Origin of the sequence: Bradyrhizobium sp. 179 (assembly GCF_023073535.1) — a bacterium.
GTDB lineage: Bacteria > Pseudomonadota > Alphaproteobacteria > Rhizobiales > Xanthobacteraceae > Bradyrhizobium.
This window is the reverse complement of the sequence record NZ_JADPJR010000104.1, coordinates 14,849-41,380: the sequence shown is the minus strand read 5'-3', so window position 1 is coordinate 41,380 and position 26,532 is coordinate 14,849. Positions and strand designations below refer to the sequence as shown.

25 protein-coding genes and 4 pseudogenes are annotated in these 26,532 nt (G+C 64.3%); 18 read left to right on the top strand and 11 right to left on the bottom strand.

What is annotated here, in order from left to right:
- Positions 1 to 30: 30 nt before the first annotated feature.
- The 3 genes and pseudogenes from IVB12_RS24080 to IVB12_RS24070 all read left to right on the top strand — a co-directional run.
- Positions 31 to 972 (top strand): complex I NDUFA9 subunit family protein, encoded by a 942-nt coding sequence (locus tag IVB12_RS24080; protein ID WP_247302706.1) that lies wholly within the window; start codon positions 31 to 33, stop codon positions 970 to 972.
- 460 nt (positions 973 to 1,432) lie between these two features.
- Entirely contained in the window at positions 1,433 to 2,590 is a 1,158-nt protein-coding gene (locus tag IVB12_RS24075; protein ID WP_247302705.1) for an acyl-CoA dehydrogenase family protein, read from the top strand.
- Positions 2,591 to 2,605: 15 nt separating this feature from the next.
- A pseudogene (locus tag IVB12_RS24070) lies at positions 2,606 to 2,804 on the top strand (acyl-CoA dehydrogenase); the annotation flags it as partial.
- Here IVB12_RS24070 and IVB12_RS24065 read toward each other — a convergent pair.
- Positions 2,753 to 2,997: pseudogene (locus tag IVB12_RS24065) on the bottom strand (SRPBCC domain-containing protein); the annotation flags it as partial. The pseudogenes IVB12_RS24070 and IVB12_RS24065 overlap by 52 nt on opposite strands.
- Before the next feature lie 436 nt (positions 2,998 to 3,433).
- On the opposite strand from IVB12_RS24065, the gene IVB12_RS24060 reads away from it, so the two are divergent.
- Both IVB12_RS24060 and IVB12_RS24055 read left to right on the top strand, forming a co-directional pair.
- A complete protein-coding gene (locus tag IVB12_RS24060; RefSeq protein ID WP_247302703.1) occupies positions 3,434 to 4,654 on the top strand; it encodes an MFS transporter in 1,221 nt (406 codons plus the stop codon).
- 11 nt (positions 4,655 to 4,665) lie between these two features.
- Positions 4,666 to 5,817 (top strand): acyl-CoA dehydrogenase family protein, encoded by a 1,152-nt coding sequence (locus IVB12_RS24055; protein WP_247302702.1) that lies wholly within the window; start codon positions 4,666 to 4,668, stop codon positions 5,815 to 5,817.
- Here IVB12_RS24055 and IVB12_RS24050 read toward each other — a convergent pair.
- Both IVB12_RS24050 and IVB12_RS24045 read right to left on the bottom strand, forming a co-directional pair.
- Positions 5,744 to 6,009, bottom strand: a pseudogene (locus tag IVB12_RS24050) (hypothetical protein); the annotation flags it as partial. The gene IVB12_RS24055 and the pseudogene IVB12_RS24050 sit on opposite strands and share 74 nt — an antisense overlap.
- A 52-nt stretch (positions 6,010 to 6,061) precedes the next feature.
- Positions 6,062 to 6,421, bottom strand: coding sequence for a helix-turn-helix domain-containing protein (locus tag IVB12_RS24045; RefSeq protein ID WP_247276386.1), 360 nt, complete (start codon positions 6,419 to 6,421; stop codon positions 6,062 to 6,064).
- A 108-nt stretch (positions 6,422 to 6,529) separates the two neighbouring features.
- On the opposite strand from IVB12_RS24045, the gene IVB12_RS24040 reads away from it, so the two are divergent.
- The 7 genes and pseudogenes from IVB12_RS24040 (at position 6,530) to modC (ending at position 11,214) form a co-directional block, all read left to right on the top strand.
- A complete protein-coding gene (locus tag IVB12_RS24040) occupies positions 6,530 to 7,234 on the top strand; it encodes a glutathione S-transferase family protein (protein ID WP_247302700.1) in 705 nt (234 codons plus the stop codon).
- Positions 7,235 to 7,341: 107 nt separating this feature from the next.
- Positions 7,342 to 8,286 (top strand): penicillin-insensitive murein endopeptidase, encoded by a 945-nt coding sequence (gene mepA / locus IVB12_RS24035; protein ID WP_247302698.1) that lies wholly within the window; start codon positions 7,342 to 7,344, stop codon positions 8,284 to 8,286.
- A gap of 174 nt (positions 8,287 to 8,460) precedes the next feature.
- Positions 8,461 to 8,670: a TOBE domain-containing protein gene (locus IVB12_RS24030; RefSeq protein ID WP_247302696.1), complete on the top strand. Its 210-nt coding sequence runs from the start codon at positions 8,461 to 8,463 to the stop codon at positions 8,668 to 8,670.
- A pseudogene (locus IVB12_RS24025) lies at positions 8,667 to 8,863 on the top strand (hypothetical protein); the annotation flags it as partial. The gene IVB12_RS24030 and the pseudogene IVB12_RS24025, both read left to right, overlap by 4 nt.
- Before the next feature lie 191 nt (positions 8,864 to 9,054).
- Positions 9,055 to 9,840: a molybdate ABC transporter substrate-binding protein gene (gene modA / locus IVB12_RS24020; protein WP_247302694.1), complete on the top strand. Its 786-nt coding sequence runs from the start codon at positions 9,055 to 9,057 to the stop codon at positions 9,838 to 9,840.
- 13 nt (positions 9,841 to 9,853) lie between these two features.
- Positions 9,854 to 10,549, top strand: a complete 696-nt coding sequence (gene modB / locus IVB12_RS24015; protein ID WP_247302693.1) for a molybdate ABC transporter permease subunit — start codon at positions 9,854 to 9,856, stop codon at positions 10,547 to 10,549.
- A 2-nt stretch (positions 10,550 to 10,551) separates the two neighbouring features.
- Complete coding sequence (modC, locus tag IVB12_RS24010; protein WP_247302691.1) at positions 10,552 to 11,214, top strand: molybdenum ABC transporter ATP-binding protein; 663 nt, start codon at positions 10,552 to 10,554, stop codon at positions 11,212 to 11,214.
- A 26-nt stretch (positions 11,215 to 11,240) separates the two neighbouring features.
- Here modC and IVB12_RS24005 read toward each other — a convergent pair whose 3' ends face one another.
- Positions 11,241 to 11,501 carry a PepSY domain-containing protein gene (locus IVB12_RS24005; RefSeq protein ID WP_247302689.1) on the bottom strand — a complete coding sequence of 87 codons (261 nt, stop codon included), beginning with the start codon at positions 11,499 to 11,501 and terminating at the stop codon, positions 11,241 to 11,243.
- Between the two features lie 166 nt (positions 11,502 to 11,667).
- Entirely contained in the window at positions 11,668 to 13,461 is a 1,794-nt protein-coding gene (locus tag IVB12_RS24000) for a potassium/proton antiporter (protein WP_247302687.1), read from the bottom strand.
- 217 nt (positions 13,462 to 13,678) lie between these two features.
- Between IVB12_RS24000 and IVB12_RS23995 the strand changes: the two genes are divergently transcribed.
- The 3 genes from IVB12_RS23995 (at position 13,679) to radC (ending at position 16,732) form a co-directional block, all read left to right on the top strand.
- Entirely contained in the window at positions 13,679 to 14,992 is a 1,314-nt protein-coding gene (locus IVB12_RS23995; protein WP_247302685.1) for a mechanosensitive ion channel domain-containing protein, read from the top strand.
- Positions 14,993 to 15,110: 118 nt separating this feature from the next.
- Positions 15,111 to 15,929: a type I methionyl aminopeptidase gene (gene map / locus IVB12_RS23990; RefSeq protein WP_247302683.1), complete on the top strand. Its 819-nt coding sequence runs from the start codon at positions 15,111 to 15,113 to the stop codon at positions 15,927 to 15,929.
- An 89-nt stretch (positions 15,930 to 16,018) separates the two neighbouring features.
- The gene (radC, locus tag IVB12_RS23985; protein WP_247302681.1) at positions 16,019 to 16,732 is read left to right on the top strand and encodes a DNA repair protein RadC; all 714 of its coding nucleotides are present in this window, start codon (positions 16,019 to 16,021) and stop codon (positions 16,730 to 16,732) included.
- 17 nt (positions 16,733 to 16,749) lie between these two features.
- On the opposite strand, the gene IVB12_RS23980 is transcribed toward radC, so the two are convergent.
- The 6 genes from IVB12_RS23980 to IVB12_RS23955 form a co-directional block, all read right to left on the bottom strand.
- A complete protein-coding gene (locus IVB12_RS23980; protein WP_247276373.1) occupies positions 16,750 to 17,124 on the bottom strand; it encodes a hypothetical protein in 375 nt (124 codons plus the stop codon).
- A 94-nt stretch (positions 17,125 to 17,218) separates the two neighbouring features.
- Positions 17,219 to 17,911 carry an AprI/Inh family metalloprotease inhibitor gene (locus IVB12_RS23975; RefSeq protein WP_247302680.1) on the bottom strand — a complete coding sequence of 231 codons (693 nt, stop codon included), beginning with the start codon at positions 17,909 to 17,911 and terminating at the stop codon, positions 17,219 to 17,221.
- Positions 17,911 to 18,900: a 2-hydroxyacid dehydrogenase gene (locus IVB12_RS23970; RefSeq protein WP_247302678.1), complete on the bottom strand. Its 990-nt coding sequence runs from the start codon at positions 18,898 to 18,900 to the stop codon at positions 17,911 to 17,913. Before IVB12_RS23970 ends, IVB12_RS23975 begins: the two co-directional genes overlap by 1 nt.
- The gene (locus IVB12_RS23965; RefSeq protein WP_247302676.1) at positions 18,900 to 19,718 is read right to left on the bottom strand and encodes an ABC transporter permease; all 819 of its coding nucleotides are present in this window, start codon (positions 19,716 to 19,718) and stop codon (positions 18,900 to 18,902) included. The genes IVB12_RS23970 and IVB12_RS23965 overlap by 1 nt, the downstream gene beginning before the upstream one ends.
- Entirely contained in the window at positions 19,715 to 20,530 is an 816-nt protein-coding gene (locus IVB12_RS23960; protein ID WP_247302674.1) for an ABC transporter ATP-binding protein, read from the bottom strand. Before IVB12_RS23960 ends, IVB12_RS23965 begins: the two co-directional genes overlap by 4 nt.
- A gap of 104 nt (positions 20,531 to 20,634) precedes the next feature.
- Positions 20,635 to 21,657 (bottom strand): ABC transporter substrate-binding protein, encoded by a 1,023-nt coding sequence (locus tag IVB12_RS23955; RefSeq protein WP_247302672.1) that lies wholly within the window; start codon positions 21,655 to 21,657, stop codon positions 20,635 to 20,637.
- A 165-nt stretch (positions 21,658 to 21,822) separates the two neighbouring features.
- On the opposite strand from IVB12_RS23955, the gene IVB12_RS23950 reads away from it, so the two are divergent.
- The 3 genes from IVB12_RS23950 (at position 21,823) to IVB12_RS23940 (ending at position 26,493) form a co-directional block, all read left to right on the top strand.
- Positions 21,823 to 22,629 (top strand): creatininase family protein, encoded by an 807-nt coding sequence (locus tag IVB12_RS23950; RefSeq protein ID WP_247302670.1) that lies wholly within the window; start codon positions 21,823 to 21,825, stop codon positions 22,627 to 22,629.
- 350 nt (positions 22,630 to 22,979) lie between these two features.
- Positions 22,980 to 24,950 (top strand): carbohydrate porin, encoded by a 1,971-nt coding sequence (locus IVB12_RS23945; protein ID WP_247302668.1) that lies wholly within the window; start codon positions 22,980 to 22,982, stop codon positions 24,948 to 24,950.
- A 247-nt stretch (positions 24,951 to 25,197) separates the two neighbouring features.
- Complete coding sequence (locus IVB12_RS23940) at positions 25,198 to 26,493, top strand: hemolysin family protein (protein WP_247302666.1); 1,296 nt, start codon at positions 25,198 to 25,200, stop codon at positions 26,491 to 26,493.
- The last annotated feature ends 39 nt before the right edge of the window (positions 26,494 to 26,532 follow it).

The window sequence follows — 26,532 nt, the reverse complement described above, 5'->3', positions numbered from 1 at the left end:
GCTTGAGACGATCTCAGGACGAGTTGCGCCATGGCGCCCGCACATAATCGCCTTGTTACGGTGTTCGGTGGAACGGGGTTTCTCGGCCGCCGCGTTGTTCAACACCTGCTCCGGGCACCTGAGTTTTTCGTTCGGATTGCATCAAGACATCCCGAGCGAGGCAGACAGCTTTTTGGTCATGACGACCCACGCCTCCAATCTGTGAACGTCGATTTACGCGACGAGGGTTCGATAGCCGCTGCTGTTGATGGCGCATACGGCGCCATCAATACAGTCAGCCTCTATGTCGAACACGGACAGGAGACTTTTCATTCCGTGCATGTGGAATCAGCCCGGCGACTGGCGGCCCAAGCACATCAAGCTGGCGTCAAGCGGCTTATCCACGTTTCCGGAATCGGCTCTGACGCCACTTCGCCGTCCCTCTATATTCGCAAGCGTGGCGAAGGCGAACTCGCGGTCCGCGCAGTATTTTCTGAGGCTACGCTGGTTCGCCCGGCGGTAATGTTCGGCCCGGATGATGCGTTTCTCACCATCATCCTCAAGCTTGTCCGCCGATATCCGATCTATCCGATGTTCGGCCGCGGATTGACGAGATTGCAGCCGGCCTATGTTGACGATGTGGCCGACGCGATCACAAGAGCGCTTCTGAGAGCCGAAACAAGCGCAATCACATATGAATGCGCTGGTCCTCGCATCTACACATACGAAGAGCTTCTCAAAAAGGTTGCGCACGCAGCCGGCCGCAGCCCTATGCTCGTTCCAGTGCCGTTTGCTGCTTGGCATGTAGCGGGATGGATTTCGGAGCTGCTTCCAAGGCCACCCATCACCCGGAATCAGGTGGAGTTGATGCAGCTCGACAACATAGCGTCAGTGGGAATGCCAGGATTTTCCGAGCTTGGAATCCCGCCGCAGTCAGTCGAACAAGTTGTACCAACAATGTTACGGGAAAGTATCGGGCGAACCAGCTCTTGAGGCTGGTGCCTTTGATGATGGCCAGGAGTATGGATCGCGGTCCACTGATGGCTCTTCACAAACAGCCTCAAAACCCAGCGCGATCAGTGCGCAATAACCAGGATTAGCACCGCGAGCACGACGGCCCCGAGCAGCCCGGTCAGGAAGATTGCTCTCCTTGCCGGTGTAGCGAACTCGCATTCGCGCAAAATGGCGACGCCTGCTGAATAGCGGGTATCGGCTCATGCATCAGGAAAGCTGTGTTGACGCATAACCATCCGCCACGAGTCAATTAGCGGCATAAGAACAGCTCCCTCCGCCGCGTCACCGCACGTGTCGTTCGATTTTTGCGAAGGGGCTCAGGCCGAGGTGAAGGCATCGAGCCCGTCCCAGCTGGGCTACCGCTTGCACGGGATTTTGAACTGGAAAGGTCCGGCCCTAGAGGATTACGGTTCTCCTATCTTCTCGGAGGAGTACCGCCATGAGCCTCAATCAAGGTCACGATATCCAATCAGCGAGCCCGCGCAGTTCGATCGACATTGCGCGGGAACTCGGGCCCGTGTTCCAACGACGGGCCGAGCAGGCGACGGACGAAGATTGCTTTGTAGCCGAGAACTATGAGGACTTGAAATCGTCGGGATTGGTCGAAGCCGGCGTCCCCACCGAGCTCGGGGGCCGTGGAGCGGAGGTCGATGAGCTGGCCGAGATGCTCCGTGTCCTGGCGTATCACTGCGGATCCACAGCGCTTGCATTCTCCATGCACACCCACCAGGTCGCCATCACCGCTTGGCGCTGGCGGCATCAGAAAGTGACGGCGGTGGAGAACCTGCTGACACGTATCGCCCAGGAACGCATTTTCCTGCTCTCAAGCGGCGGTTCGGATTGGGTCGGCGGCTCCGGCAAAGCCGAGAAGGTGGACGGCGGCTATAAGATCACCGCTCGAAAGGTTTTCTCCTCGGGCTCGCCAGCCGGGACTCTCATGATGACGGGCGCGGTGCTGCAACAGGAGTGTGAGCCGCCAATGGTGCTTCACTTTGGTGTGCCGATGAGCTCACCCCAGGTGAAGATCTTGGACACTTGGCGAGTTTTGGGTATGCGCTCGACCGGTTCGAATGACGTGATGATTGATGGCTACGTAGTGCCTGAAAGTGCCGTATCGGCGCGTCGCAAGGCTGGTGAGTGGGATCCCTTATTCCAGACGATCGCAACCATCGCACTGCCACTGATTTACTCGGTCTATGTGGGCGTTGCCGAGAGCGCACGGGATATTGCTCTCTTGCTCGCGCGGCGCAAAGAGCTCGATCATAACGTTGTACAGCTGGCTGGCCGCATGGATACCGAGCTTGCTGGCGCACGGATGGCACGGCAAACCATGCTTGCAGCTGTGCGCCTGAATAAGCCGTCGGCCGAAACAGTGAACCAGGTGGTGATCGGCCGCCATCTCGTAGCGCGGCATGCAATCGCAGCGGTGGAGTTAGCAATGGAGCTCGCTGGCGGCGCGGGGTTCTATCGCGCGGCCGGTCTAGAACGGCGCTTCCGCGACATACAGGCCGCACGCTATCATCCCCTGCAGCCCGGCGCCCAAGCAAGATATACGGGTGCAATGGCTCTTGGGCTCCCAGTCGACCAAATTTACTGACGTCCCTACAGCGGGACGAGCGCCTGGTGTCTCGGCCAGTGCAGCGTCTGCGCGATAATCGCGGCCTCGCTCGATCACGACATTGCGCAGGAGATCTTCAATACGCCGCCCGGCATCCTAGCCTGGGGCGCGATCGCGCATGAGGCGCGCGGTCGAGGGCAGTTATCGCGTCACGGCACGCTGGGATCTTGCCTCGGGCTCGCGGCAGGCGAGCACCTCGAGGTAGCGCGCAAAATTATCGAGGATCGCCTGCCAGCCGCCTAGTGATTCGCTTCGCTATCGAAGACGACGCGGACGACAATGCCATTTGGGCCCGGCACGAACTCGACCTCGGCTTTTCGATCGCCGAATGCGTATTCGATCCGCTTGTGCTCGACGATCTCAGTGTAGGTGCCGGCGAAGTCGCCGAAATGGCTGTAGACCCCGACGAGCTTGTCGAGCTGAGGGGCACCGCCCCGCGTGCCGACCGGATAGCCGTCAGCCGCGCCGTAAAGATCGGCATCGGGACCGCTGTCTGAAAAGACCGGCCCCGGCTCGCCGGTTCGAATGTCCTCTGCGCATACTGAAGGTGCCCAGACTGCGGCGGCGAAAATGACGGGCAAGGCAAGCCTGCGGCGCCCACGCGGCCTGCACAGCGCTCCCCATTTCATTGGATTTGCCTCCTCGCACGTTGATGTGTGTGCGCTTGTGAGAACAACATCGCAGGCCGGTGATGTGAGGTATGATATCATTGCGGACGGGCCGTGTCAGCCCGCGGTGGCAACCCGCCTTGCTCTCGCCCGGCAGATAGGCCACCATCCCCTGCGCGCACCATCAACAAAATCAAAAGCGCTAGGGAAACGCATGAGCAAGCCGTCAAGCTTCGACTATGGCTGGGTCGTTGTCGCCGCGGGTGCGCTGATGACCTGTGTCGGATTCGGCACGATGCTGTCGCTGGCGGTGTTTTTGCAGCCGATCTCGGAAGCGATGGGCTGGTCGCGCGCCGGCGTGTCGGCGGCGGCGACGCTGGATTTTCTCTGCATGGGGGTGGCCGCGTTCCTCTGGGGCACGCTGTCGGGCCGGTTCGGCACCCGCATCGTAGTGCTTGCCGGAAGCCTGCTGCTGGGGCTCGGTCTCGTGACCGCGAGTCAGGCAGCAAGCCTGTGGCAGTTCCAGCTTTGCTTCGGCGTACTGATCGGCATTGCCGCCGGCAGCTTCTACGCGCCGATGATGGCGCTCGCGAGTGCCTGGATCGAGCAGAACCGCAGCCTCGCGGTGGCGCTGGTCTCTGCCGGCATGGGCGTCTCGCCAGTGACGATCGCGCCGACCGCGAGCTGGGTGATCACGGCCTATGACTGGCGCACCGCGATGCTGGTGATCGGCATCGCCGCCTGGGCGCTGCTGATCCCCGCCTGCTTCCTGGTGCGTCCGGCGCCCGCAGTGGCAGGCCCTGCAGCGGCGGACGCAGCGCCGGAGGTCGAGCTGACCGCGGCGCAGGCGCTGCGCACACCGCAGTTCGTCGCGCTCGCCGCTGCCCATTTCGCCTGTTGCGCCGCGCATTCCGGTCCGATCTTCCACATGGTGTCCTATGCGATGGTCTGCGGCATCGCGCCGTTGACGGCGGTGACGGTGTACAGCGTGGCCGGCGTCTCAGGCCTCGGCGGCCGCCTGCTGCTGGGCGCGCTGGCCGATCGCAGCGGCGCAAAGCCCGTGCTGGTCGGCGGGCTGCTCGTGCAAGCCATGTGCATCGCGACCTATCTTGCGGTGGCGCAACTCGGCGAGTTCTACGCGCTCTCGGTCGTGTTCGGCCTCGCCTATGGCGGCGTGATGCCGCTCTATGCGGTGCTGGTCCGCGAATTCTTTGGCGCGCGCATCATGGGCACGGTGTTCGGCGCGGTGTCGGCCTTTGCCAGCCTCGGCATGGCACTGGGGCCATGGGCCGGCGGGCTCGTGTTAGACAATTTCCAGCGCTACACGTGGCTGCACGCCGGCTCGTTCACGATCGGGCTCGCAGCGGTCGCGGTGGCACTGAGCTTTCCGACCAGACGCCGGCCATCGCTCGACTTTGGCCGCGCTGCGGCCTGACGAGGTGGCGCATGAACAGATCGCGGGCCTTCGATCTCGTCGAACGTGCCCGGGCGATCGCGCCGCTCATCGCGCGTGAAGCCGACGAGATCGAGCGGACGCGGCGGCTGACGCCTGCTGTGGTCGCCGCACTGATCGAGAACGGGCTCTACCGCGCGCTGCTGCCGCAAAGCCTCGGCGGCAGCGAAGCCCCGATCGATATCTTCATGCAAATGCTGGAGGAGATCGCGACGGCGGACGCCTCGACCGCCTGGTGTCTCGGCCAGTGCGGCGTCTGCGCGATGATCGCCGCCTGGCTCGATCACGACACCGCGCAGGAGATCTTCAATACGCCGCCGGGCATCCTTGCCTGGGGCGCGATCGGGCATGCGGCGCGTATCGTGGACGGCGGCTATCGCGTCACGGCGCGCTGGGATTTTGCCTCCGGCTCGCGGCAGGCGAGCTGGCTGGGCGCGCATGTCCGTATCGTTAATGCCGACGGCACCCCGCGGAAAAATGCCGATAGCTCGCCGGAGGTGCGCACCATTCTGTTTCCGGTCGCGAGCGCCGTGCTGCACGACGTCTGGCAGGCGATCGGGCTCGCCGGCACCGGCACCGATTCCTACGAGGTCACCGATCTCTTTATCCCCGAGCGTTTCACGGCGTTCCGCGACGTGCCGTCCGCGCTGCGCGAAAAGCGTCCTCTCTATAGAATCGGCACCGGCTCGACCTTCAGCCTCGGCTTTGCGGCAGTCTCCCTCGGCGTGGCGCGCGCCACGCTGGATGCGGCCATCGCGTTGGCGCGTGGAAAACACCAGTCACTCGCGGTCAGCGCCATGCGCGATAACGGGGCGGTCCAGGGACTGATCGGCCGCACCGAGGGCGATCTTCGCGCCGCCCGCGCCTATCTCTATGCCACCGCGCACGCGATGTGGCGCGATCTCAGCGCGACCGGCGAATTCAGCCCGACGCATCGCAGCGCGGTTCGTCTCGCCGCGACCTGGACCATCCACCAATCGGCGAAGGTGGTCGACGCCGCCTATCACATGGCCGGTGCGACGGCCGTGTTCCGCAGCAATCCGTTTGAGCGACGGTTTCGCGACATGCATGCTATCGCGCAGCAGATCCAGGCGCGCGACACGCATTATGAGGATGTCGGGAAGGCGATTCTCGCGGGGCATTGATAGCGTCCTCGTCGTCCGCATCAATGCCGCGCTGTGCGGCGAGGAGGATGATCTCCGCATTCGGCCTTGCCTTGCTGAACAGAAGCCGTGACCCTCATGGCAGCCCTCGGTGCGGAGACAGCAGAGCTCGAGTTCGGTCTCTACACTTTCGGCGGTGATGGTGACCTCGAGGCCCTTGCCCAGGCTGATGATGGGCGGATGATCGCTGGCGGTTCGCGCCGTCCAATCCCGAAGCTGGCTTCCTCTAATCGTGACGATCCGCCATCTCGCTGCGATCCGCCAATTCCGCGCGAGCGCTGTCGGTCGCTGCCCACCACTCACCCAGCGCATCTATCAGCGGCACGAGCGCGTGGCCGGACGGGGTCAGATCATATTCGACGCGCAACGGATATCCCTCGAACTCCGCGCGCTGGACAATGCCGGCGTCCTCGAGCTTGCGAAGCTCCAGGGCCAGCATCTTGTGCGAGATGGTAGGGTTGTCCCGGCGCAGGTCGCTGAATCGCTTGGTGCCCTCCTTCAGATAGTAAATCAGAAGCGTGGGCCAGCGGCCGCTGAGCACCTGCATCACTTCCTCGATGGGACAGCGGGAAACGAGATCTTTCATTGAGGGCTCGTGGTTACCAAAAAGTGCGTAATTTACTCGGCGGCACGGCCGAGTAGGTTCTGACTTCGCTGCGCAGCGTGATCATCAGAAGTCACGGAGAACAAGGCCATGGAACCGATCTTATTGTACGGCTTCCCGTTGGGAAGCTCTATGGGGCTCGTCGCCGCGCTCGAATGGCTGGGCAAGCCCTACCGGCTGTGTCGCGTCGATATGCTTGGCGAGATGCGCGAGCCTTCCTACGCCCGCATAAACGCCCGACACGAGACGCCGGTATTGATCACCGCGGAGGGACACGTGCTGACGGAGACTATGGCGATTGCCGCCTGGCTCGAGGCCCGAGATCCGGAGCGGCGCATCAGCTTCGACCCGCTCTCGCGTGAGGCCGACCGGATGCACCAGTTGTTGGCATTCCTAAATACCGGCTTCACGGCCGCATTCAGCCCGTTGTGGTTTGCGATGGAAATGAAGTCGCCCGACCCGGCGATGCAATCGGCGTTGCGGACCTGGGGGCGCGAGCGCGTGATTGAGCGCCACGACAAGCTCGAGCAGATGATTGAGGGAAGCACCTTCCTGGTCGGCGACCGCCCGACCTTGGCCGATGCCGTGTTCATCGGCGTAGCGCGCTGGCTCGAATTTCATAAAGTTGCCGACAAGGAACGGTGGCCGAAGATGGCGACTCTGCGCCAGCGGCTGGAAGCCGATTCCGCCGTCATTTATGCGGCCGATCTGGAGAAAGGGGCGACCAACCGTGGAAACGGGGCGCGCGCGGGCGACGTTGAACTCGCGGAGGTCATCGAGCGGTTCGGAACATAGAATGCCGCGCCGAAGGTCGTCGCGGCGGCATCCGAAGACACAGGTTACGGCGGGCTGAAAGTCTAATTCTTGGCCCTTGAGACGGCGTTGGGCTATAAAGTCCCGGCATGAGTCCCCGCCGTCTCACCCTCCTCCTGCTTCTGGCTGCGCTTCTGATTGCCGGCACCGCGCTGGCCCAGGACAAGGGCAGCGTCACCCCGAAGCCGCTGCCGCCGCTCGCCAATCCGAACGATCCCACGCTCGCTGCCAAGGAGCTGTTCGCGCGCAAGCTGCTGCCGTCGAAAGGATCGGCGCATGTCTTCGGCTCCTACACCAAGGGCTGCATCGGCGGCGCCATGCAGATGCCGCTCAACGGCGACAATTGGCAGGTGATGCGGCTGTCGCGCAACCGCAACTACGGCCATCCCGACATGATCGCCCTGATCAAGCGGCTCGCGGCCAAGGCGCACAAGGACGCCGGCTGGCCTGGCATTTTGGTCGGCGACATTGCCCAGCCGCGTGGCGGGCCGGCGCTGTCGGGCCATGCCAGCCACCAGATCGGTCTCGATGCCGACATCTGGCTGACGCCGATGCCGGACCGCCGGCTCTCGCGCGAGGAACGCGAGGAGATGTCGGCGGTGATGATGGTGCGTCCCGATCGACTCGATATCGATCCGAACGTGTTCACATCTGGCCATGTGCTGGTGCTGCGCGACGCGGCGCGGGAGCCGGCGGTGCAGCGCATCTTCGTCAACGCCGCGATCAAGAAGGCGTTGTGCCGCGAGGCCAAGGGCGACCGCGCCTGGCTATCGAAGATCCGCCCCTGGTGGGGCCACGACTATCACTTCCATATCCGCATGCACTGCCCGGCGGGCGCTGGGGACTGCGAGGGTCAGCCGTCGCAAGCCGAGGACGAAGGCTGCAAGCCTTCCGATCTTGCTTATTGGTTCTCGGATGCAGTGCTGCACCCAAAACCGCCGCCGGAGCCGCCGAAACCGAAGCCGCCGATGACGCTCGCCGACATGCCGACCGCATGCAAGGCGGTGCTGCACGCGCCGGATGCGAAGCCGTGACAGGCGCGCGGTAAAAACTCTGTCAGCGGCTGGTCCATGACCTCACGAATGCGCTATGGTGCAGCGTCGCGCTGCCGTAAGCGTGCGACACCCGCCGGGACGCGCATCCCGCTCCAGCCCATCCCGTCCGCACGCGCGGCGCTATCGCCGTGCGCCAGCCACCGCGAGAACTCCATGCGCATCAGTGCACGCAATCAGATCAAGGGCAATGTCGTCGAGGTCACAAAGGGCGTCACGACCTCGCACATCCGCGTCGACATCGGCAACGGCACGATCGTGACGTCCTCGATCACCAACGAAGCCGTCGACGACCTCGGCATAAGGGCAGGCGGCAAGGTCACCGTTGTGATCAAGGCCTCCGACGTCATGATTGCCGTGGATTGACCCTCTCGGCCGGGGCTTGGGTTGACGTGGTCCAGGACGGGCATGTCCTCAAGCCCGTGGCCTTTAGCGCGCGACCGATTGCGACGGCATCCGCAAGATCATGAAATATCAGCTGTCGGCACAGCTCTTCGTGCTCCAGGTCAGCGGCGCCAAGGACAATTCGGTCTCGATCGCGATCCTGCCGGCGCAATAGGCGCGCCTGGTTAGACAAACGCTCGCCTTTGACCTAAGACATGTGCCTGCTATCTTTGGGCAGCGATATCCCTGCCTGGCCGTAAGCCGCCGTGGGGCTCCGTGGAACAGCGCGTCCGCCCGTCGCATCAGACCCACCCAACGCCAAATTTGCGCGCGTCACCGCGCGCGAGTTCGCACGGAGCGCTATCCATGTTTCGTATTGCCGCACTTGTCACCGCCTTCGGCATCCTCGCGGGCGCGAGCCTGTCGCCCGCTAGTGCCGAGGACAAGACCATCACCGTGTTCGCCGCCGCCTCGATGAAGAACGCACTCGACGAGATCGACGCCGCCTACACCGCCAAGACCGGCGTTAAGTTCAGTGTCAGCTATGCTGCGAGCTCGGTGCTTGCGAGGCAGATCGAGCAGGGCGCGCCGGCCGACGTGTTCGTCTCCGCTGACACCGACTGGATGGACTACGCCATCGCCAAGAAAGCCGTCAACGAATCCACCCGGGTCAACCTGCTCGGCAACAGCATCGTGCTGATCGCGCCGAAGGACTCCAAGGTCGACAACGTCACGATCGCGCAAGGCCTCGACCTCGCCAAGCTCGCCGGCGACGGCAGGATCGCGACCGGTGACGTGAAATCCGTGCCGGTCGGCAAATACGCCAAGGCTGCGCTCGAAAAGCTGGGCGCCTGGCGGGCCGCCGAGCCGAAATTCGCCATGGCCGAGAGCGTGCGCGCCGCGCTGACGCTGGTGGCGCGCGGCGAGGCCGTGCTCGGCATCGTCTATGCGACCGACGCCAAGGTCGAGCCGGACGTGAAGATCGTCGGCACCCTCCCGGCCGATTCTCATCCCGCGATCATCTATCCCGTCGCCGCGACCACGACCGCGAAAAGCGAGACCAGCGACTATCTCGCCTTCCTGCGCTCGACGGCCGCCAAGACCATTCTGGAGAAATACGGCTTCAAGTTCCTTATCAGCCCCACCACATGATATCTCCGGCTTGATGTCCGAGATTTCACCCGCGGAATGGACGGCGATCCTGCTTTCGCTCAAGGTCGCCGTCATCGCAACGCTGGTGGCGACGCCGTTCGGCATCGCGCTGGCATGGCTGCTCGCGCGGCGCGATTTCTGGGGCAAGTCGCTGCTCGACGCACTCGTGCATCTGCCGCTGGTGCTGCCGCCTGTGGTCACCGGCTATCTGCTGCTGCTTAGCTTCGGCCGCCGCGGTCTCGTCGGCGGTTTCCTCGCCGACAATCTCGGCATCGTCTTCTCTTTCCGCTGGACCGGCGCTGCGCTCGCCTGCGGCGTGATGTCGTTTCCGCTTCTCGTGCGGCCGATGCGGCTGTCGATCGAGGCGATCGACCGCCGGCTCGAGCAGGCCGCCGAGACGCTGGGCGCGGCGCCGTGGAAGGTGTTCTTCACGGTGACGCTGCCGCTCGCGCTGCCCGGCGTGCTCGCCGGCATGGTGCTCGGCTTTGCCAAGGCGATCGGCGAGTTCGGTGCCACCATCACCTTCGTCTCCAACATTCCTGGTGAGACCCAGACGATCTCGTCCGCGATCTATTCGCTGATCCAGACGCCCGACGGCGACGCCGCGGCGGGACGCCTCGTCATCGTCTCGATCGTGCTCGCGCTCGGCGCTCTGATCGCGGCCGAGTGGTTCGCCCGCCGCGCCACCGCGCGGCTGCACGGGAATTGACCATGCTGCATGTCGATGTCGAAAAACAGCTCGGCGAATTCTCGCTGCACGCGTCATTCACCAGCGAAGGCCGCGTCATCGGGCTGTTCGGCGCCTCGGGCGCCGGCAAGACATCGCTGGTCAACATGATTGCAGGCCTGTTGCGGCCCGACCGCGGCAGCATCGTGATCGATGGCGAAACCGTCGAGGACACCGCGGCCCGCATCCATGTGCCGACCTGGCGCCGCCGCGTCGGCTACGTCTTCCAGGATGCGCGGCTGTTTCCGCATCTCAATGTCGCGCAGAATCTCGACTATGGACGGCAGATGAACCGCCTCGCACCCGATCCGGCCCAGCACAAGCGCATCGTCGACCTGCTCGACATCGGCGCCCTGCTCGGCCGCCGCCCCGGAAAGCTCTCCGGCGGCGAGCGCCAGCGCGTCGCGCTCGGCCGCGCGCTGCTGTCGAAGCCACGCCTCCTGCTGCTCGACGAGCCGCTCGGCGCGCTCGACGAAGGCCGCAAGCTCGAGATCCTGCCTTATCTGATGCGGCTCCGCGATGAAGCCAACGTGCCGATGGTCTATGTCAGCCACGACGCCGCCGAGCTGCGCCAGCTCGCCACGCAGATCGTGATGCTGAAGCAGGGTCGCGTGACCTCGTTCGGCGGGGTGAAGGTGCTGACATAAAGACGCAGCGGCCATATCATTCAGAGCTACCAGCCTCGCTCGACGTTGCGCACCTCACCGGTCCTCGCGTCAACATAGACTTCCATCCAGCGGCCTGCACGATCCCGCCCATCAATCTCCCATTCGTCGCCGAGGAAGTTGGTGTGCGAGACCGTCACGACGCCGAGATCTGTCGCGACATCGAGCGCGACCTGCATCGAGATCTGATCGCCGGTATCGTAGGCCATCGCCGGTGCGGCAGCGCCGAGCGCGAGGGCTGTTGCGATCGGAAGGATGAACTTTCGCATGGCATACTCCTGTCGGTCCAAGCTGTTACGCGGCTTAGAACGAGCGGCATGGCAGAGTGTTCCGGGTTTCGACGTCACGAAATCGCGCAAATCTTCGGCCGTTGCGGCGATTTGGTGGCGGTTCCTCATCGTGATTGTCCTGGCAAAAGCCGGGACGACAGCCAAGTCAAACCCCCGCCACCGACGCCCAGACGTCGGCGAGCTTGCGCCGTAGCGCCTGCGCACGGGTCGGCGGCGCCGGGGTCTCGTCCTCTTCCGGCAGGCGCAGGCCGACGACGTTGACGCGGCCGCCGGAGATCGAGCGCGCGACCAGCACAATCGTATCCAGCGCAAGCTCGGCGCCCTCTTTTGGCGCGTGATCGAGATGAACGTCGAAATAATCGGCCAGCGTCAGCTTGCTTTCCTCCTTGTCGACCTTCACGCCGTAGATCTCGGCGAGCTCGGCGAGCGTGTGCTCGCCCGAGACCATGAAGTCGCCGAGCAGATGCGGATCGGGCGCCGAGCTCGGCTGCATGTCGACGAAGAAGCGGTCGAGTGCCTCCGCCTTTTCCGGCGGCGCCAGCAGGTAAATGTAATCGCCGGGCGCGATTGGATCGGCCTCCACCGGCGTCAGGATATTCTCGTTGCGGATGACGAGCGTCGGCTTGGACCAGGATGGAATCAGGCCGCGGCGGAAATACAGGCTCTTCGGCCGCACCGGATAGCCGACCAGCTGCTGCTCGAGCTGGCCCGGCAGATCGAGTTCGACGCGGCGCGGCCCGCGCTCGGCGCGCGGCAGCGCCACGTGCAGCTTGCGCGCGGCGGGCGCCAGCGTCCAGCCTTGCAGCAGCAGCGAGATGATGACGACGACGAAAGCGACGTCGAAATAGAGATACGCCTTGGACAGGCCGACCAGCATCGGGATCGAGGCCAGGAAGATCGCGACCGCGCCGCGCAGGCCGGTCCAGGCGATGAAGACCTTCTCGCGCCAGTTGAAGCGGAACGGCGCCAAGCACAGGAACACGGCGAGCGGCCGCGCGACCAGCATCAAGACGAGCGCGACGCCGACGGCCGGCAGCACGCTGGCGCCAAGCCGGCTCGGCGAGACCAAGAGGCCGAGCAGCACGAACATCACGATCTGCGCCAGCCAGGTCGCGGCGTCCAGGAAGGCCACCACCGAATTATGCGCGCGCGTCGGCCGGTTGCCGATAATTATTCCGGCGAGATAGACCGCAAGAAAACCGGAAGCGTGCATGATCTGCGAGCCGCCGAAGATGACGAGCGCGCCGGTCGTCACGAACGGCGCATGGAGGCCCTGCGGCAGCGCCACCTGGTTGAGCGCGATGACGACCAGGCGTCCACCGATCACGCCGACGACGGCACCCAGCACCGCCTCCTGGACGAACTCCATCAGCACATGGCCGGGCGAGCTCGAGCCGAGCGAGATGTACTCGACCAGCATGAGCGTGAGGAAGATCGCAAACGGATCGTTGGTGCCGGATTCCGCCTCCAGCGTCGCGCCGACGCGCGGGCGCAGGCGCAGGCCCTGGGTGTGCACCAGCAGAAAAACCGCGGCGGCGTCGGTCGAGGCGACCACAGCGCCGACCAGCAGCGATTCCGACCAGTTGAGATCGAGCGCGTATTTCGCGAATGGCGCCGTGATCAGCGCCGTCAGCAGCACGCCGATGGTCGCCAGCACCACTGAGGGCGCGAGCACGGTGCGGATGCTGGCAAAGCGCGTCCGCAAGCCGCCGTCGAACAGGATCAGGGCGAGCGCGACCGAGCCGACCAGATAGGTGGTGCGGACGTCGTCGAACTGGAGCTGCCCGGGCCCGGAATCGCCGGCGAGCATGCCGATCGCAAGGAAGACAAGCAGCAATGGCGCGCCAAAGCGCAGCGCGAGCAGGCTCGAGAGGATGCCGGCCATGACGAGAACAGCGCCGAGCAATATGGCGAGGCTGACGGAGTCGAGGGAGGCCATCCACCTTCCGGGTAAAAATCGCTGGATTTGCATCCTTATCGTCGGCGGACTCGCGCGCCAACCTATTTTCTCCCGCTCGCGGCAATCTGCCCGCATTTTGCGGCCTTAACGCGCATCACTTCGCGGTGTATCGATGGTCCGGCCGTGCCCTTTGTGGGATTCTGCGGCGCCCTCGAATCAGAATCCTCCCGCCCGCTTTCCCGACGAGACCGACCCGATGGACATGGACCTCAAGGACTTCATGGAGTTCGTGCAGACGACCGGGCGCAGCGTCGGGGCGGAAATCTCCTCACCCTGGTTCTACCTGCAATTCGGTCTCATCCTGGCCGCCGCCGGCATCGCCTATGCCGCGGAGGCCGCCATTCGCAGCCGCCTCGACATGACGTCGCTGGCGATGCGCTGGCCGCTGCCGCTCCGGCACTTCGTCCGGGTGATGGTCGCGAGCGCCTCGACCGCGGTTTTCACCCTGCTCGTGATCATTTCGCGCGTGGTGATGTACCACGCGACCTGGCCGAGCCGCAGCTACCTGTTGATGGTCGCGGCCAAGCTCGGACTGGCGTGGCTGGTGATCCGGCTCCTCACTTCGGTGCTGCGCAACGCCTTCATCGTCAAGCTGGTGTCGATCACGGCGTGGTTCATCGCCGCCCTCTCCATCCTCGGCCAGCTCGATGCGACCGTCGAGCTGCTCGATTCCTTCGCGATCGTGCTCGGCGGCCTGCGCCTGACCCCGCTCTTGGCGCTCAAGGCCGGCGCGCTGCTGCTGATCGCGCTCTGGCTGACCAACATCGCGAGCAATTTCGCCGAGAGCCGGATCAATGCGACCACCGATTTGACGCCGTCGGTGCAGGTGCTGCTGGTCAAGATCATCCGCATTGGGCTGCTTGCGGTCGCGATCGTGATCGCGCTCGGGGCGGTCGGGATCGATCTGTCGGCGCTCGCGGTATTCTCCGGCGCGGTCGGTGTCGGCATCGGTATCGGCCTGCAGAAGATCGTGGCCAATTTCATTTCCGGCATCATCCTGCTCGCCGACAAGTCGGTGAAGCCCGGCGACCTCGTCACCATCGGCGACAATACCGGGCGGATCAGCGCGATGAAGACGCGCTATATTTCCGTCGCGGCCGGCGACGGGCGCGAATTCCTGGTGCCGAACGAGGATCTGGTGACGCAGAAAGTCGTGAACTGGACCTACACCGACAAGAACACGCTGGTGAAGATCGCCTTCGGCACCAATTACGACGCCGACCCGCGCCTCGTCTGCAAGCTCGCCGCCGAGACCGCCGCCGCCCACCCGCGCGCGCAGAAGGGCAAGCCGCCGAACAGCATTTTGACCGAGTTCGCCGAGGCCGGCATGAAGTTCTCGCTGACATTCTGGATCGCGGACCCCGACGGCATGGACAACGTCAAGAGCGACGTGATGCTGGCGCTGTGGGACGCCTTCAAGCGCGAGGGCATCCGGGTTCCCTATCCCGTCCGCGAAATCCGCGTGCGCGGCGCCCTGCCGGTCGAAACGGCCGTAGAAGTCCCGAATTAGGCCCGCTTTCGCGCGCAAACATCACGCTTGGCTTGCATGAAGGCCCGCAATCACTAGATTGGAGCCTGAAATCAGGCCTTTCCGCCGACATCGAGCCCCTTTGGAAGATCGCGCCCGCATGAGTTACGTCGAAGCCACCGAGACCTCCCTGCGCAAGACCGGACAGATCAAGCTGCATGGGCCGAGCGCCTTTGCCGGCATGCGCAAGGCGGGGGCGCTGGTGGCCAAGTGCCTCGACGAGCTCACCGATATCGTCGGGCCCGGCGTGCCGACCTCGCGCATCGACGAATTCGTCCGCGACTTCGCCTTCAGCCACAACGCCTATCCGGCGACGCTGATGTACCGCGGCTACCGGTACTCGACCTGCACCTCCCTCAACCACGTGGTCTGCCACGGCATGCCCGGCGACCGCCCGCTGAAGGAAGGCGACATCGTCAACATCGACGTCACCTTCATCGTCGACGGCTGGTACGGCGATTCCAGCCGGATGTATGCGGTCGGCCCGATCGCGCGCAAAGCCGAGCGGCTGATCGAAGTCACCTATGAAGCGATGATGCGCGGCATCGCCGCGGTGAAGCCCGGCGCCACCACCGGCGACATCGGCCACGCCATCCAGAGTTTCGTCGAGCCGCAGGGCATGAGCGTGGTGCGCGATTTCTGCGGCCACGGCCTCGGGCGCATGTTCCACGACGAGCCGAACATCATCCATATCGGCCGGCCCGGCGAGGGCGTGCAGCTCAAGCCCGGCATGTTCTTCACCATCGAGCCGATGATCAATCTCGGCAAGCCGCATGTGAAAATCCTCTCGGACGGCTGGACCGCGGTCACCCGCGACCGCTCGCTGTCGGCGCAGTTCGAGCATTCGGTCGGCGTCACGGCGACGGGTGTCGAGATCTTTACGCTATCGGAGCGGCACGGCGAGAAGCAGATCGGGTGAGGCTTTGGGCCGCCGGCCTACAATGAACGGCGTTTGCCATCGCAATTGACGGTTGCAAAACTGCGGTTCCGCGGCAATGCTGGCGGCCGATGCCCACCAAGCCGGACCACGACAAGAGCAAATCTGAGGATACGCCGCACTATCACGGCCATCGCGAGCGGCTGCGCGAGCGCTTCTACAGCGCGGGCGCGGATGCGCTCAGCGACTACGAGCTATTGGAGATGGCGCTGTTTGCCGCGCTGCCGCGGCGCGACACCAAGCCACTCGCAAAGACCTTAATCAAGACTTTTGGTTCGTTCGCCGAGGTCGTGCATGCGCCGGTGGCGCGCCTGCGCGAGGTCGAGGGCATCGGCGAATCCGCGATCAACCAGCTCAAGCTGATCGCAGCAGCGGCGCACCGCGTCGCCAAAGGCGACGTCAACAGCCGCAACGCGCTGTCGTCCTGGAACGAGGTGATCGACTATTGCCGCACCAGCATGGCCTTCGCCGACAAGGAGCAATTCCGCCTGCTCTTCCTCGACAAGCGCAACCAGCTCATCGCCGACGAGGTGCAGCAGACCGGGACCGTCGACCACACCCCGGTCTATCCCCGCGAGGTGATCAAGCGCGCGCTTGAGCTGTCGGCAACCGCGCTGATCCTGGTGCACAACCATCCCTCAGGCGATCCCTCGCCCTCGCAAGCCGACATCCAGATGACGAAAGCGATCATCGATATCGCAAAGCCGCTCGGGATTTCCGTGCACGACCACATCATCGTCGGCAGGAACGGGCATGCCAGCCTGCGCGGGATGCGGTTGATCTAGCAGGCCGGGACGTCAATTCATGGCTCGACCCAGCGCTGCACCGCTTCGACTGTGTCGGCCGGCGTCGTGTTGAAGCAGATCGCGGCTTCCGGCGCCAGGCGGTGGACGAGGTTGAGCACCTTCTCGAACAGCAGCAGCCGTTCCTTCGGCTCGCGCAGGCCGGCGCCGATCACGATGCAGTCGAAGCGCTCGTCGCGCAGCGCCGCCGTTACGGCAGCCTCCGCAGTCGCATCGAGATCGATCAGACAGCTCGTGACCTCGAAGCCGAGACCGCGCAGCCGCAGGAGCTGGGCCTCGATGTAGCTGCGGACATGTTCGGGCGTGAGCTGCGGGAATGCGCTATAATCCGCATTGCCGGGCTCAATGCCGATCGCGAGGATGCGCTTGGCCATGCGGATCTCCCAACGAAATCGCTCTTTCGTCAACGGCTGCCCTGGCGGCCGGTTCCGCGTTCACGCCCGTTGTTCGGCAGCGCTGAAGGCTTGCCTATTGACGCAGCATGAGCAAGGGATCGGCGGTATCGGGGACGCGCCGCCACTGCGCGTTGTCGTCGGCCTCGAACTGCCAGGCCTCGCCTGATTTCGACATGAGGAGGATCTGACCGCGCTCGAGCCGCCATTGCGTCGGGTTGAATTGCGCGATCGCCGCGTCGCATTTCGGCTTGAGGAAGACCTGGAAATTGTCCGCGCCCGCCTCGGTGTTGGTCAGCGTCAGCCCACACACCGGCTGGCCGTTGCCGCGCACCATCGACCAGTCACCAATCATCTGGTCCATCGATTTGGCCATCGATCGCGCCGCGGCGAGATCCTGCAGGATGTAGACACCCTCGCCCTGGCGCAGGCCCTCGAAGATGCCGGCCTCGACCTCGGTAAAGTCGATCACGGCTTCACCGGTGGCGTCCTGCAAGCGGACGATGTCGAGACCCCGGACGTTCCAGGCAACGATGTCCTTGGTGAAGGGCAGCGCGGTCTTGCAGGCCGGCTCCAGCTCCAGCTTAAAACCCTGGCCCTTGGCGTCGCCCTTGAGGGTGATTACGCAGGTCTTGTTGCGCTCGGTGGTCGAGAGCTCCCACTGCCCGGGCATCTGCTTCTTCAGGGTCGCCGCATCCTGCGCGTGCGCAGGATCGATCGCGGCAGCACATGCCGCGATCATCAATGCAACGCCTCGAAGAGCTCTCATCAGCGCCCCCTAAACGGCGTTTCCGCAACCGGCGTCAGCGGCGCCTTGCCGGCGAACCAGGCCTTGAGATTGTCGACCACGAGCTGATCCATCGCGTTGCGCGTCACCACCGAGGCCGAGCCGATATGCGGCAGCAGCACCACGTTTTGCATGGTCTTGAGCTCGTCCGGCACGTTCGGCTCCGCCGCGAACACGTCGAGGCCGGCGGCGAGGATGCTGCCTGATTTCAGCGCCTGAACCAGCGCCGGCTCGTCGACCACCGAGCCGCGCGCGACGTTGATGAGCACGCCGCGCGGGCCGAGCGCCTTGAGCACCTCGGCGTTGATCATCTTGTCGGTGCTGGCGCCGCCGGGCACGATCACCATCAGCGTGTCCACCGCCTTCGCCATCTCGATCAAATCAGGATAGTGCTTGTAGGAGACATTCTTGGATGGGTTGCGGGAATGGTAAACCACAGGCACCAGCGAAGCATCGAGCCGGCGCGCGATGGCCTGGCCGATCCGGCCCATGCCGACGATGCCGACCTTGCGGTCACGCAGCGAGCCGACGCTGAGCGGATAGTTCTGCGTCTGCCACAGTCCGGAGCGGACGTAGCGATCGGCCTTGATGAACTCGCGCAGTGTGGAGATGAGAAGGCCCATCGCAACGTCGGCGACCTCCTCGGTGAGGACATCGGGCGTGTTGGTGACGATGATATTGTGCTCGGCCGCGTATTTGGCGTCGATGTGATCGTAGCCGACGCCGAAGCTCGCCACCATTTCCAGCTTCGGCAGCTGCGACAGTGAATCCTTGTCGGCGCGCACGGTGTGATAAGTCACGGCGACGCCGCGGATCCTGTCGCGGACCGCCGGCGTCAGCCGCTCGAGGTCACCGCGCGTCTCGGCCTTGTGCACGACGAAATGGTCGGAAAACCCGTTCTCGAGGATCGGCCGCACTGGTCCATAAATCAAAAGATCGATCTTTTCGGACGAAATTGAACCGGCGGTCATCAGTTTTCCTTTCCAAGCGCGCTCTCATGCCAGCGGCGTAAAACGAGGTGCGAAACTAGCGCCAGCACCCCATAGATGACAATCCCGGCGAGCGACAACAAAAGCAGCGCAGCGAACATGCGGGGTATGTTCAATCGATAGCCTGACTCGGCGATCCTGTAGGCGAGCCCGGAGCCAGCACCGGCCGTTCCCGCTGCAATCTCGGCCACGACCGCGCCGATCAGCGACAGGCCGCCGGCGATGCGCAAGCCGCCGAGGATGTAGGGCAGCGCCGCGGGCAGCTTGAGAAAGCGCAGCGCCTGCGGCTTTGATGCGCCATAGAGCTGGAACAGGCCGGCGAGATTGCGGTCGACCGAATTGAGCCCGAGCGTGGTGTTGGACAGCACCGGGAAAAAGGCGACGATGAAGGCGCAGACCACCACCGCGGTCTGCTGCTCCAGATAGATCAGCAAGAGCGGTGCAATCGCGATGACCGGCGTCACCTGGAGCACGATGGCATAGGGGAACAGCGAATATTCCACCCATTTCGACTGGTTGAACAAGAGCGCCAGCCCGATGCCGCCGATGCTCGCCGCCACAAAACCTTCGAGCGTGGTCAGAAGCGTGGTGGCGAGCGACTGCGACAGCACCGCCCAGTCCTTGATCAGCGTCAGAAAGATGACGGAGGGCGCCGGCAGCACGTAGGGCGGAATCTCCTTGATACGGACCACCAGTTCCCAGGCGAGAAGGCCGGCCGCGAACACGAGGACGGGCGGCACGAGGCGCATTGCACGTTGCGCGCCGGACGGCTTTGCGGTGACGGCAGCTTGCACGTTCATAGCGTCGATTGCCCCGCATAGGACGGCGCCAGCGTCGCCGACACCCTGCGGCAATAATCGGAATAGGCGACTGAAGTACGAAACTCCTCGCCCCGCGGCTCGACCGTCTCGATGCGGAGGTCGGCCTGGATGCGGCCGGGCCGCGCCGTCATCACCACCACGCGCTGCGACAGGTAAACTGATTCGAACACCGAATGGGTGACGAAGATGACGGTCTTGCCGAGGCTGCGCCACAGCGCGAGCAAATCATTGTTGAGGCGGAAGCGCGTGATCTCGTCGAGCGCCGCGAACGGCTCGTCCATTAGCAGGATATCGGGATCGGTGACGAGCGCGCGCGCCAGCGACACCCGCATCTTCATGCCGCCGGAGAGCTCGCGCGGAAAGGCATCGGCAAAATCGGCAAGCCCGACGCTGGCGAGCGCCGCCTCGGCACGCGCGCACGCCTCGGCCTTCGGAACGCGACCAAGCCTCAGCGGTAGCCGCACGTTCTCGCGCACGCTGGTCCAGGGCATCAGGGTCGGCTCCTGGAACACGAAGCCGATGCCGCGGCCCGGCTGCGGCGCGCCCTCGCGGCGCGCCACCCGCACGATTCCAGAAGAGGGCGTGCTGAGCCCCGCGATCAGCCGCAGCGCCGTCGATTTGCCGCAACCGGACGGACCCAGCAGCGAGATGAACTCGCCCTTGCGCACGGCGAGGTCGAGCGGGCCGAGCGCCATGACGCCGTTGTCATACGCTTTCGTCACGCCGCGCAGGCTGATGGCGAGCGCCGTCAGGCTGGCCTCGACGGCGGGCGAGGTTGAGCTCTCTAGCATTGGTCGCAGGCTGTTGTGAGACGCGGTCGGGCCGCGTCTTTCACCTCTCCCCATCGGGGAGAGGTGTGGGACACCGAGCCGCCTGCGCCAGATCTCAACATGCGTTACGGCTTGCTCGGGCGCAGCTCGACGCCGACGCCCTTGTTGACGAAGCGCAGCGTATAGGACTTGCGGAAGTCGAGATCGGGCTTCACCACGCCCGCCTTCACCATCTTGTTGAAGAAGGAAGCGTAGCGCTCGTCGCTCATGGCGCCGATGCCGTTCTTCAGGCTGTCGCCGGAATCGACGATGCCGTGCTCTTTCATCTTGGCGACGGAGTAGGCGAGCAGATCATCGGTCATCTCGGGGTTGAGCTTCTTGATCATGGCATTGCCAGCGGAATTGTCGCGGTAGATGTAATTGTACCAGCCGATGATGGAGGCATCGACGAAGCGCTGCACCAGATCGGGCTTCTTCTCGACCACGTCGCGGCGGGTTTCGATCAGGGTCGAATAGGTATTGAAGCCGTAATCGGCGAGCAGCAGTACGTTGGGCTTGAAGCCGGCCGCCTTCTCGACCGCGAAGGGCTCGGATGTCACGTAGCCCTGCATGGCGCTCTTGGGGTTGGCGATGAAGGGCTGAGGATTGAAATTATAGGGGCGGACATTTTTCTCGCTGAATCCATATTCGGACTTCAGCCACTGGAAGTAGCTGGTCATGCCCTCCTTGGAGACGAACAGCGTCAGGGGCTTGAGGTCCTCGATCTTGCTGATCTTGGCATCGGGCTGCGTCAGCATCACTTGCGGGTCCTTCTGGAAGACCGCGGCGATGGTCACGACGGGGACGTTGTTGGCCACCGCATCGAACGACATCAGCGTGTTCGCGGCCATGAAGAAATCGATCTTGCCGGCGATCAGCAGCATCCGGTTGTTCTCGTTGGGCCCGCCCGGGACGATGGTGACGTCGAGCCCGTAACGCTTGTAGGTGCCGTCGGCGACCGCCTGGAAGAAGCCGCCATGCTCGGCCTCGGCGACCCAATTGGTGCCGAAGGTGACCTTGTCGAGCGTTTCGGCCTCCACCGGGACGCTTCCGATCAAAGCGGCCATCAGGCCCGCCGTTAACGCTCGCCGCAGATGAGAGGGGCTCATGAAGGGACTCCGTCGATCGTTGCTGGCCCAATCGCGTCTGGCTCATGTGAACGCAACGCGATAAAACTGCATGAAGTTCGGGGACGCGAGCCGTTCGGGCCCGCGTCCCCTCATACCCCAAATTACGTGACAAATGCGGGCAAAGAAACCTCCAAGGAAAGCTCAATGATGCCGTCCCGCGACTGGACCGAGATCCTCTGGGCCGATGTTGCCCCGGCCGAGGCCTCGGGTTGGATCGCCGTGCTGCCGCTGGCGGCGACCGAGCAGCACGGCCCGCATCTGCCGCTCGAAACCGACGTGCTGATTGCGGATGCCTATCTCGCGCGCGTGCGCAAGCTGCTGCCCGAAACCGTTCCGGCCAGTTTCCTGCCCGTTGAACCGGTCGGCATTTCCACCGAGCATATCGACTATCCAGGCACGCAGACGCTGCCGACCGACGTTGCGCTGAAGCGATGGACAGCTATCGGCGAAGACGTCGCGCGGCGCGGCGTGACGAAGCTTGTCATCATCACCAGCCATGGCGGCAACAGCGCGGCGATGATGCTGGTCGCACAGGATCTTCGCGCGCATCAAAAGATGTTCGTGGTGACGACGTCGTGGTCGCGGCTGTCGGGCGCCGACAGACTGTTCCCGGCCGACGAAGTGCGCCACGGCATCCACGGCGGCGCGATCGAGACCTCGATCATGCTGGCGCGCTATCCTCACCAGGTGCGCACGGATGCGATCGCGGATTTTCCCGCGAGCAGCATCGCAATGGAGCGGCAATATCGCTTTCTGTCGACGCAGCGGCCCGCGCCGTTCGCCTGGCAGGCGCAGGATCTCAATCCCAGCGGCGCCGTCGGCAACGCGACGCTGGCTGATCCGGCCAAAGGCGAACAGCTCCTTGACCAGGGCGCCCGCGCCTTTTGCGAATTGCTGGGCGAGGTCGATGATTTCGACGTGAACAGGCTCGCCAAGGGGCCGCTTGGTTAGCTGCGGCGCCTCATCCCGTCTCGCGCCTCGCGCCGGGCTGTCCCGCCAGGAGGGTCATTGGTTTTTGGGCCCGCTGGAATCGTTGCAGCCCCGTCACACAGAGGTGCGAACCATCACCTGCGGCAATCCGCACCAGTTGCTATTGCGAATTAATCGCAATAGCGTTCAAAGAAGGTCGCGAAACCTGGGAAGAATCGGCGTCGAGCCGAGATCATCCCGGGCGATTGCGCGGGTATTAGAACTGATGACAGGGCCGCTGCGAATCGGCAGGGATGTCGGCTGCGGCGAATGGAATACATTGGCCTTTGGGGGCGTGCGTTTTGACGTTGAGAGGTCACCGTTACAGGTACTTGCGGACGGCCGCGGCGATTGCGACGGGCGTGCTGGCTTTTCCCGCCACTGGCACCGCGGCCGATCTGCCGCTGAAGGCCTCGGCGCTGAGAGCGGTCTATGACTGGACGGGGCTCTATATCGGCGCGCATGCCGGCTATGGCCGCGGCTCGTCGCACTTTGCGCTGAACGACGGCGCTGCACTCAACGACAGCGGCGTCTTCAGCGGCATGATCGGCGGCGTCCAGGCCGGCTACAATTACCGGCTGAATTCCGGCTGGCTGGTGGGCGTCGAAGGCGATTTCTCGTTTCCCAACTACATCACCTCGAACTCGATCGTCTCCTTCCTGGCGACGACCGCCAACACCGTCACGCAGCAATGGGACTACACTGCGAGCCTGCGCGGCCGCGTCGGCTACACCAGCGGTCCGTGGCTGCTCTACGTCACCGGCGGCTTTGCCTGGATGGGCGAGCGCTATTTCGACGCGCCGGCTTCCGGTGCCGAAATCCCAAAAATCCTGAACACGCGGCCCGGCTGGGTCGCAGGCGCCGGCATCGAATACGGCTTTGCGCCCCATTGGAGTGCGCGGCTCGAATATCTCTACAGCCGCTTCGACGGCGCCAACGTCGCCTTCTCGACGGGGGCCCAATACAGCTCCTCGTCGCTCGACTTCCAGCAGATCAGGCTCGGCCTCAACCGCAAGGTCGATTGGGAGGGCCTGCCAAGCTACGTCCCGAAGAGCTCCCTGACCGACACGGACTCGGACCGCTGGGAGATTCACGGCCAGAGCACCTATCTGCCGCAAGGCTATCCGTTGTTCCCCGCCCTCTACACAGGGCCGAATTCGCTCTCACCGTCGGCGCAGGCCAAGGCGACCTGGAGCAACAGCCTGTTCCTGAACGCACGGCTCTGGGACGGTGGCGAGGTCTATTACAATCCCGAGCTGCTCCAGGGGTTTGGACTGAACGACACCGTTGGCGCCGCCGGCTTCCCCAACGGCGAAGCGCAGAAGTCGAACTTCCCCTATCCGCATTACAACACTTCGCGCCTATTCGTGCGCCAGACCTTCGGCTTCGGTGGCGAGCAAGAGGAGCTCGCGAGCGGCCAGTTGCAGCTCGGGCAGAAGGTCGACGTGTCCCGCCTCACCTTGCAGGCCGGCAAGTTCGCGGTGATCGACGTGTTCGACGGCAATGCCTACGCCAAGGACACCCGCAAGGACTTCATGAACTGGTCGCTATGGGCGCCGGGCGCCTTCGACTATTCCGCCGACAAGGTCGGCCTCACCTACGGCGTCACCGCCGAGCTCAACCAGAAGCACTGGGCCCTGCGTGGCGGCTATTTCCTGATGGTCTCCGAGTCCAATTCGAATCATTTCGACACCAGGGTCGGGGAGCGCGGCCAGTACGTGCTCGAGCTCGAGACGCGCTTCTCGCTGTTCGGCCAGCCCGGCAAGCTCAGGACCATGGGCTGGCTCGACAGCGCGAACATGGGCAGCTTCCGCGAGACGCTGGACAATGCCGCGCTCAATCTCGATATCACGCAGACCCGGCGCGGCCGTTTAAAGTACGGCTATGTGCTCAATCTCGAGCAGGCGATCACGGACGATGTCGGGCTGTTCGGCCGCTGGAGCTGGAACGACGGCCGTTTCGAAACGCTGGCCTTCACCGACATTCATCGCAGCCTGTCCGCCGGACTGTCGATCAAGGGCACGAAATGGGGCCGGCCTGACGACGTGATCGGCATCGGCGGCGCGCTCAACGCGATCTCGCAGGATTATCGTGACTTCCTGGCCGCCGGCGGCCTCGGCGTGCTGATCGGCGACGGGGCGCTGAACTATCGCAAAGAGCGCATCCTCGAGACGTATTACGCCTACGCGCTGAACAAAAACCTCACCCTCACAGCCGACTACCAGCTCATCGTCAATCCCGCCTACAACGCCGACCGCGGACCGGTGTCGGTGTTTTCGGGACGGCTGCACGGCGAGTTCTGAACGCAGCTCGGGCGGGATGAATGCGCGCGTAGTCCTTCGAGACGCGCAGGGATTCGCTTTTCAAATACGATTTCCGAGCGGGAAGAGTTGTTCGGAGGCGACGGCGAAGCCGCGGCCGGCCTCGCCGGCGCGCAGGAACCATCGATCATGCGGTTCCCGAGGCGCCAGATGCGGCGGGATTGTGTCTCGCTGAATACCTATATCAAGGCCTGGGCGCCCAGCCACAGTCGCTTACCGCGGAACATCAATGCTCTCGCTCGAACTCGTCATCGTCGTCGTCCTGATCGTCATCAACGGCCTGCTGTCCATGTCCGAACTCGCCGTCGTGTCGTCCCGCCCGGCGCGGCTGTCGCTGCTCGCCGCCAAGGGCGTGCGCGGCGCCGAGCGGGCGCTGACGCTGGCGGCCGATCCAGGCAAATTCCTCTCGACGGTGCAGATCGGCATCACGCTGGTCGGCGTGCTTTCCGGCGCATTCTCCGGCGCGACGCTCGGGCAGCGGCTGACGCAATGGCTGCTCGAGCTCGGTATGTCCCCAGGCATTGCCGACATCGTCGGCGTCGGCATGGTCGTCACGCTCATCACCTACGCCACCCTGATCGTCGGCGAACTGGTGCCGAAGCAGGTGGCACTGCGCGACCCCGAGAGCATCGCCGTCAGGGTCGCGCCCGCGATGCACCTGCTGGCGCGGATCTCGCTGCCGCTCGTCGTCCTGCTCGATGTCTCGGGCAAGGTGATCCTCGCGCTGCTCGGTCGCGGCGGCAGAGCCGAGGAAAAGGTCTCGGAGGACGAAATCCATCACCTCGTCAGCGAGGCCGAAAGCGCCGGCGTGCTCGAGCCCGGCGAGAAGGAGATGATCGCGGGCGTGATGCGGCTCGGCGATCGGCCAGTCGGCGCGGTCATGACGCCGCGCACCGAGGTGGACGAGATCGACCTGAACGACGATGTGAAGACCATTCACGAGATCATCGCGAAGAGCCCGCATTCGCGTTTCCCCGTTTCGGACGGCGATCGCGACAAGCCGATCGGCGTGCTCCAGGCCAAGGACCTGCTGATCGCTTATATGAACGAGCGCACGCCGGATCTGCGCGCGCTGGTGCGCGAGGCGCCGGGCATTCCGGCCTCGGCCGATGCCCGCGACGTGCTGGCCATCCTGAAAGCTGCGCCGGTTCACGTCGGTTTCGTCTACGACGAATACGGCGCCTTCGAAGGCATGGTGACGGCCGCCGATATCCTCGAGTCGATCGTCGGCGCCTTCCATTCCGAGGAAGGACCGCCCGAGCCGGCCTTTATCAGGCGCGACGACGACTCGCTCCTGATCTCCGGCTGGATGCCGGTTGACGAGTTCGGCGAACTGCTCGGCATCGAGCTGCCGCCACATCGCTACAACACGGTGGCAGGCCTCGTGCTGCAACAGTTCAGCATGCTGCCCAACGTCGGCGACGCCTTCGATTTCGCCGGCTGGCACATGGAGGTGGTCGATCTCGACGGACGACGGATCGACAAGATTTTGGCGAGCCGGCGGGGCGAACAGGCGGCGGCGTGAGGGCGCGCAATTGTATGCACCGAGCGCGGGACGCCGCAC

Excerpts from the sequence above, each read along its gene's own strand:
- IVB12_RS24080 (WP_247302706.1), top strand. The coding sequence starts at position 31 with ATGGCGCCCGCACATAATCGCCTTGTTACGGTGTTCGGTGGAACGGGG.
- IVB12_RS24075 (WP_247302705.1), top strand. The coding sequence starts at position 1,433 with ATGAGCCTCAATCAAGGTCACGATATCCAATCAGCGAGCCCGCGCAGT.
- IVB12_RS24060 (WP_247302703.1), top strand. The coding sequence starts at position 3,434 with ATGAGCAAGCCGTCAAGCTTCGACTATGGCTGGGTCGTTGTCGCCGCG.
- IVB12_RS24055 (WP_247302702.1), top strand. The coding sequence starts at position 4,666 with ATGAACAGATCGCGGGCCTTCGATCTCGTCGAACGTGCCCGGGCGATC.
- IVB12_RS24045 (WP_247276386.1), bottom strand. The coding sequence starts at position 6,421 with ATGAAAGATCTCGTTTCCCGCTGTCCCATCGAGGAAGTGATGCAGGTG.
- IVB12_RS24040 (WP_247302700.1), top strand. The coding sequence starts at position 6,530 with ATGGAACCGATCTTATTGTACGGCTTCCCGTTGGGAAGCTCTATGGGG.
- mepA (WP_247302698.1), top strand. The coding sequence starts at position 7,342 with ATGAGTCCCCGCCGTCTCACCCTCCTCCTGCTTCTGGCTGCGCTTCTG.
- IVB12_RS24030 (WP_247302696.1), top strand. The coding sequence starts at position 8,461 with ATGCGCATCAGTGCACGCAATCAGATCAAGGGCAATGTCGTCGAGGTC.
- modA (WP_247302694.1), top strand. The coding sequence starts at position 9,055 with ATGTTTCGTATTGCCGCACTTGTCACCGCCTTCGGCATCCTCGCGGGC.
- modB (WP_247302693.1), top strand. The coding sequence starts at position 9,854 with ATGTCCGAGATTTCACCCGCGGAATGGACGGCGATCCTGCTTTCGCTC.
- modC (WP_247302691.1), top strand. The coding sequence starts at position 10,552 with ATGCTGCATGTCGATGTCGAAAAACAGCTCGGCGAATTCTCGCTGCAC.
- IVB12_RS24005 (WP_247302689.1), bottom strand. The coding sequence starts at position 11,501 with ATGCGAAAGTTCATCCTTCCGATCGCAACAGCCCTCGCGCTCGGCGCT.
- IVB12_RS24000 (WP_247302687.1), bottom strand. The coding sequence starts at position 13,461 with ATGGCCTCCCTCGACTCCGTCAGCCTCGCCATATTGCTCGGCGCTGTT.
- IVB12_RS23995 (WP_247302685.1), top strand. The coding sequence starts at position 13,679 with ATGGACATGGACCTCAAGGACTTCATGGAGTTCGTGCAGACGACCGGG.
- map (WP_247302683.1), top strand. The coding sequence starts at position 15,111 with ATGAGTTACGTCGAAGCCACCGAGACCTCCCTGCGCAAGACCGGACAG.
- radC (WP_247302681.1), top strand. The coding sequence starts at position 16,019 with ATGCCCACCAAGCCGGACCACGACAAGAGCAAATCTGAGGATACGCCG.
- IVB12_RS23980 (WP_247276373.1), bottom strand. The coding sequence starts at position 17,124 with ATGGCCAAGCGCATCCTCGCGATCGGCATTGAGCCCGGCAATGCGGAT.
- IVB12_RS23975 (WP_247302680.1), bottom strand. The coding sequence starts at position 17,911 with ATGAGAGCTCTTCGAGGCGTTGCATTGATGATCGCGGCATGTGCTGCC.
- IVB12_RS23970 (WP_247302678.1), bottom strand. The coding sequence starts at position 18,900 with ATGACCGCCGGTTCAATTTCGTCCGAAAAGATCGATCTTTTGATTTAT.
- IVB12_RS23965 (WP_247302676.1), bottom strand. The coding sequence starts at position 19,718 with ATGAACGTGCAAGCTGCCGTCACCGCAAAGCCGTCCGGCGCGCAACGT.
- IVB12_RS23960 (WP_247302674.1), bottom strand. The coding sequence starts at position 20,530 with ATGCTAGAGAGCTCAACCTCGCCCGCCGTCGAGGCCAGCCTGACGGCG.
- IVB12_RS23955 (WP_247302672.1), bottom strand. The coding sequence starts at position 21,657 with ATGAGCCCCTCTCATCTGCGGCGAGCGTTAACGGCGGGCCTGATGGCC.
- IVB12_RS23950 (WP_247302670.1), top strand. The coding sequence starts at position 21,823 with ATGATGCCGTCCCGCGACTGGACCGAGATCCTCTGGGCCGATGTTGCC.
- IVB12_RS23940 (WP_247302666.1), top strand. The coding sequence starts at position 25,198 with ATGCTCTCGCTCGAACTCGTCATCGTCGTCGTCCTGATCGTCATCAAC.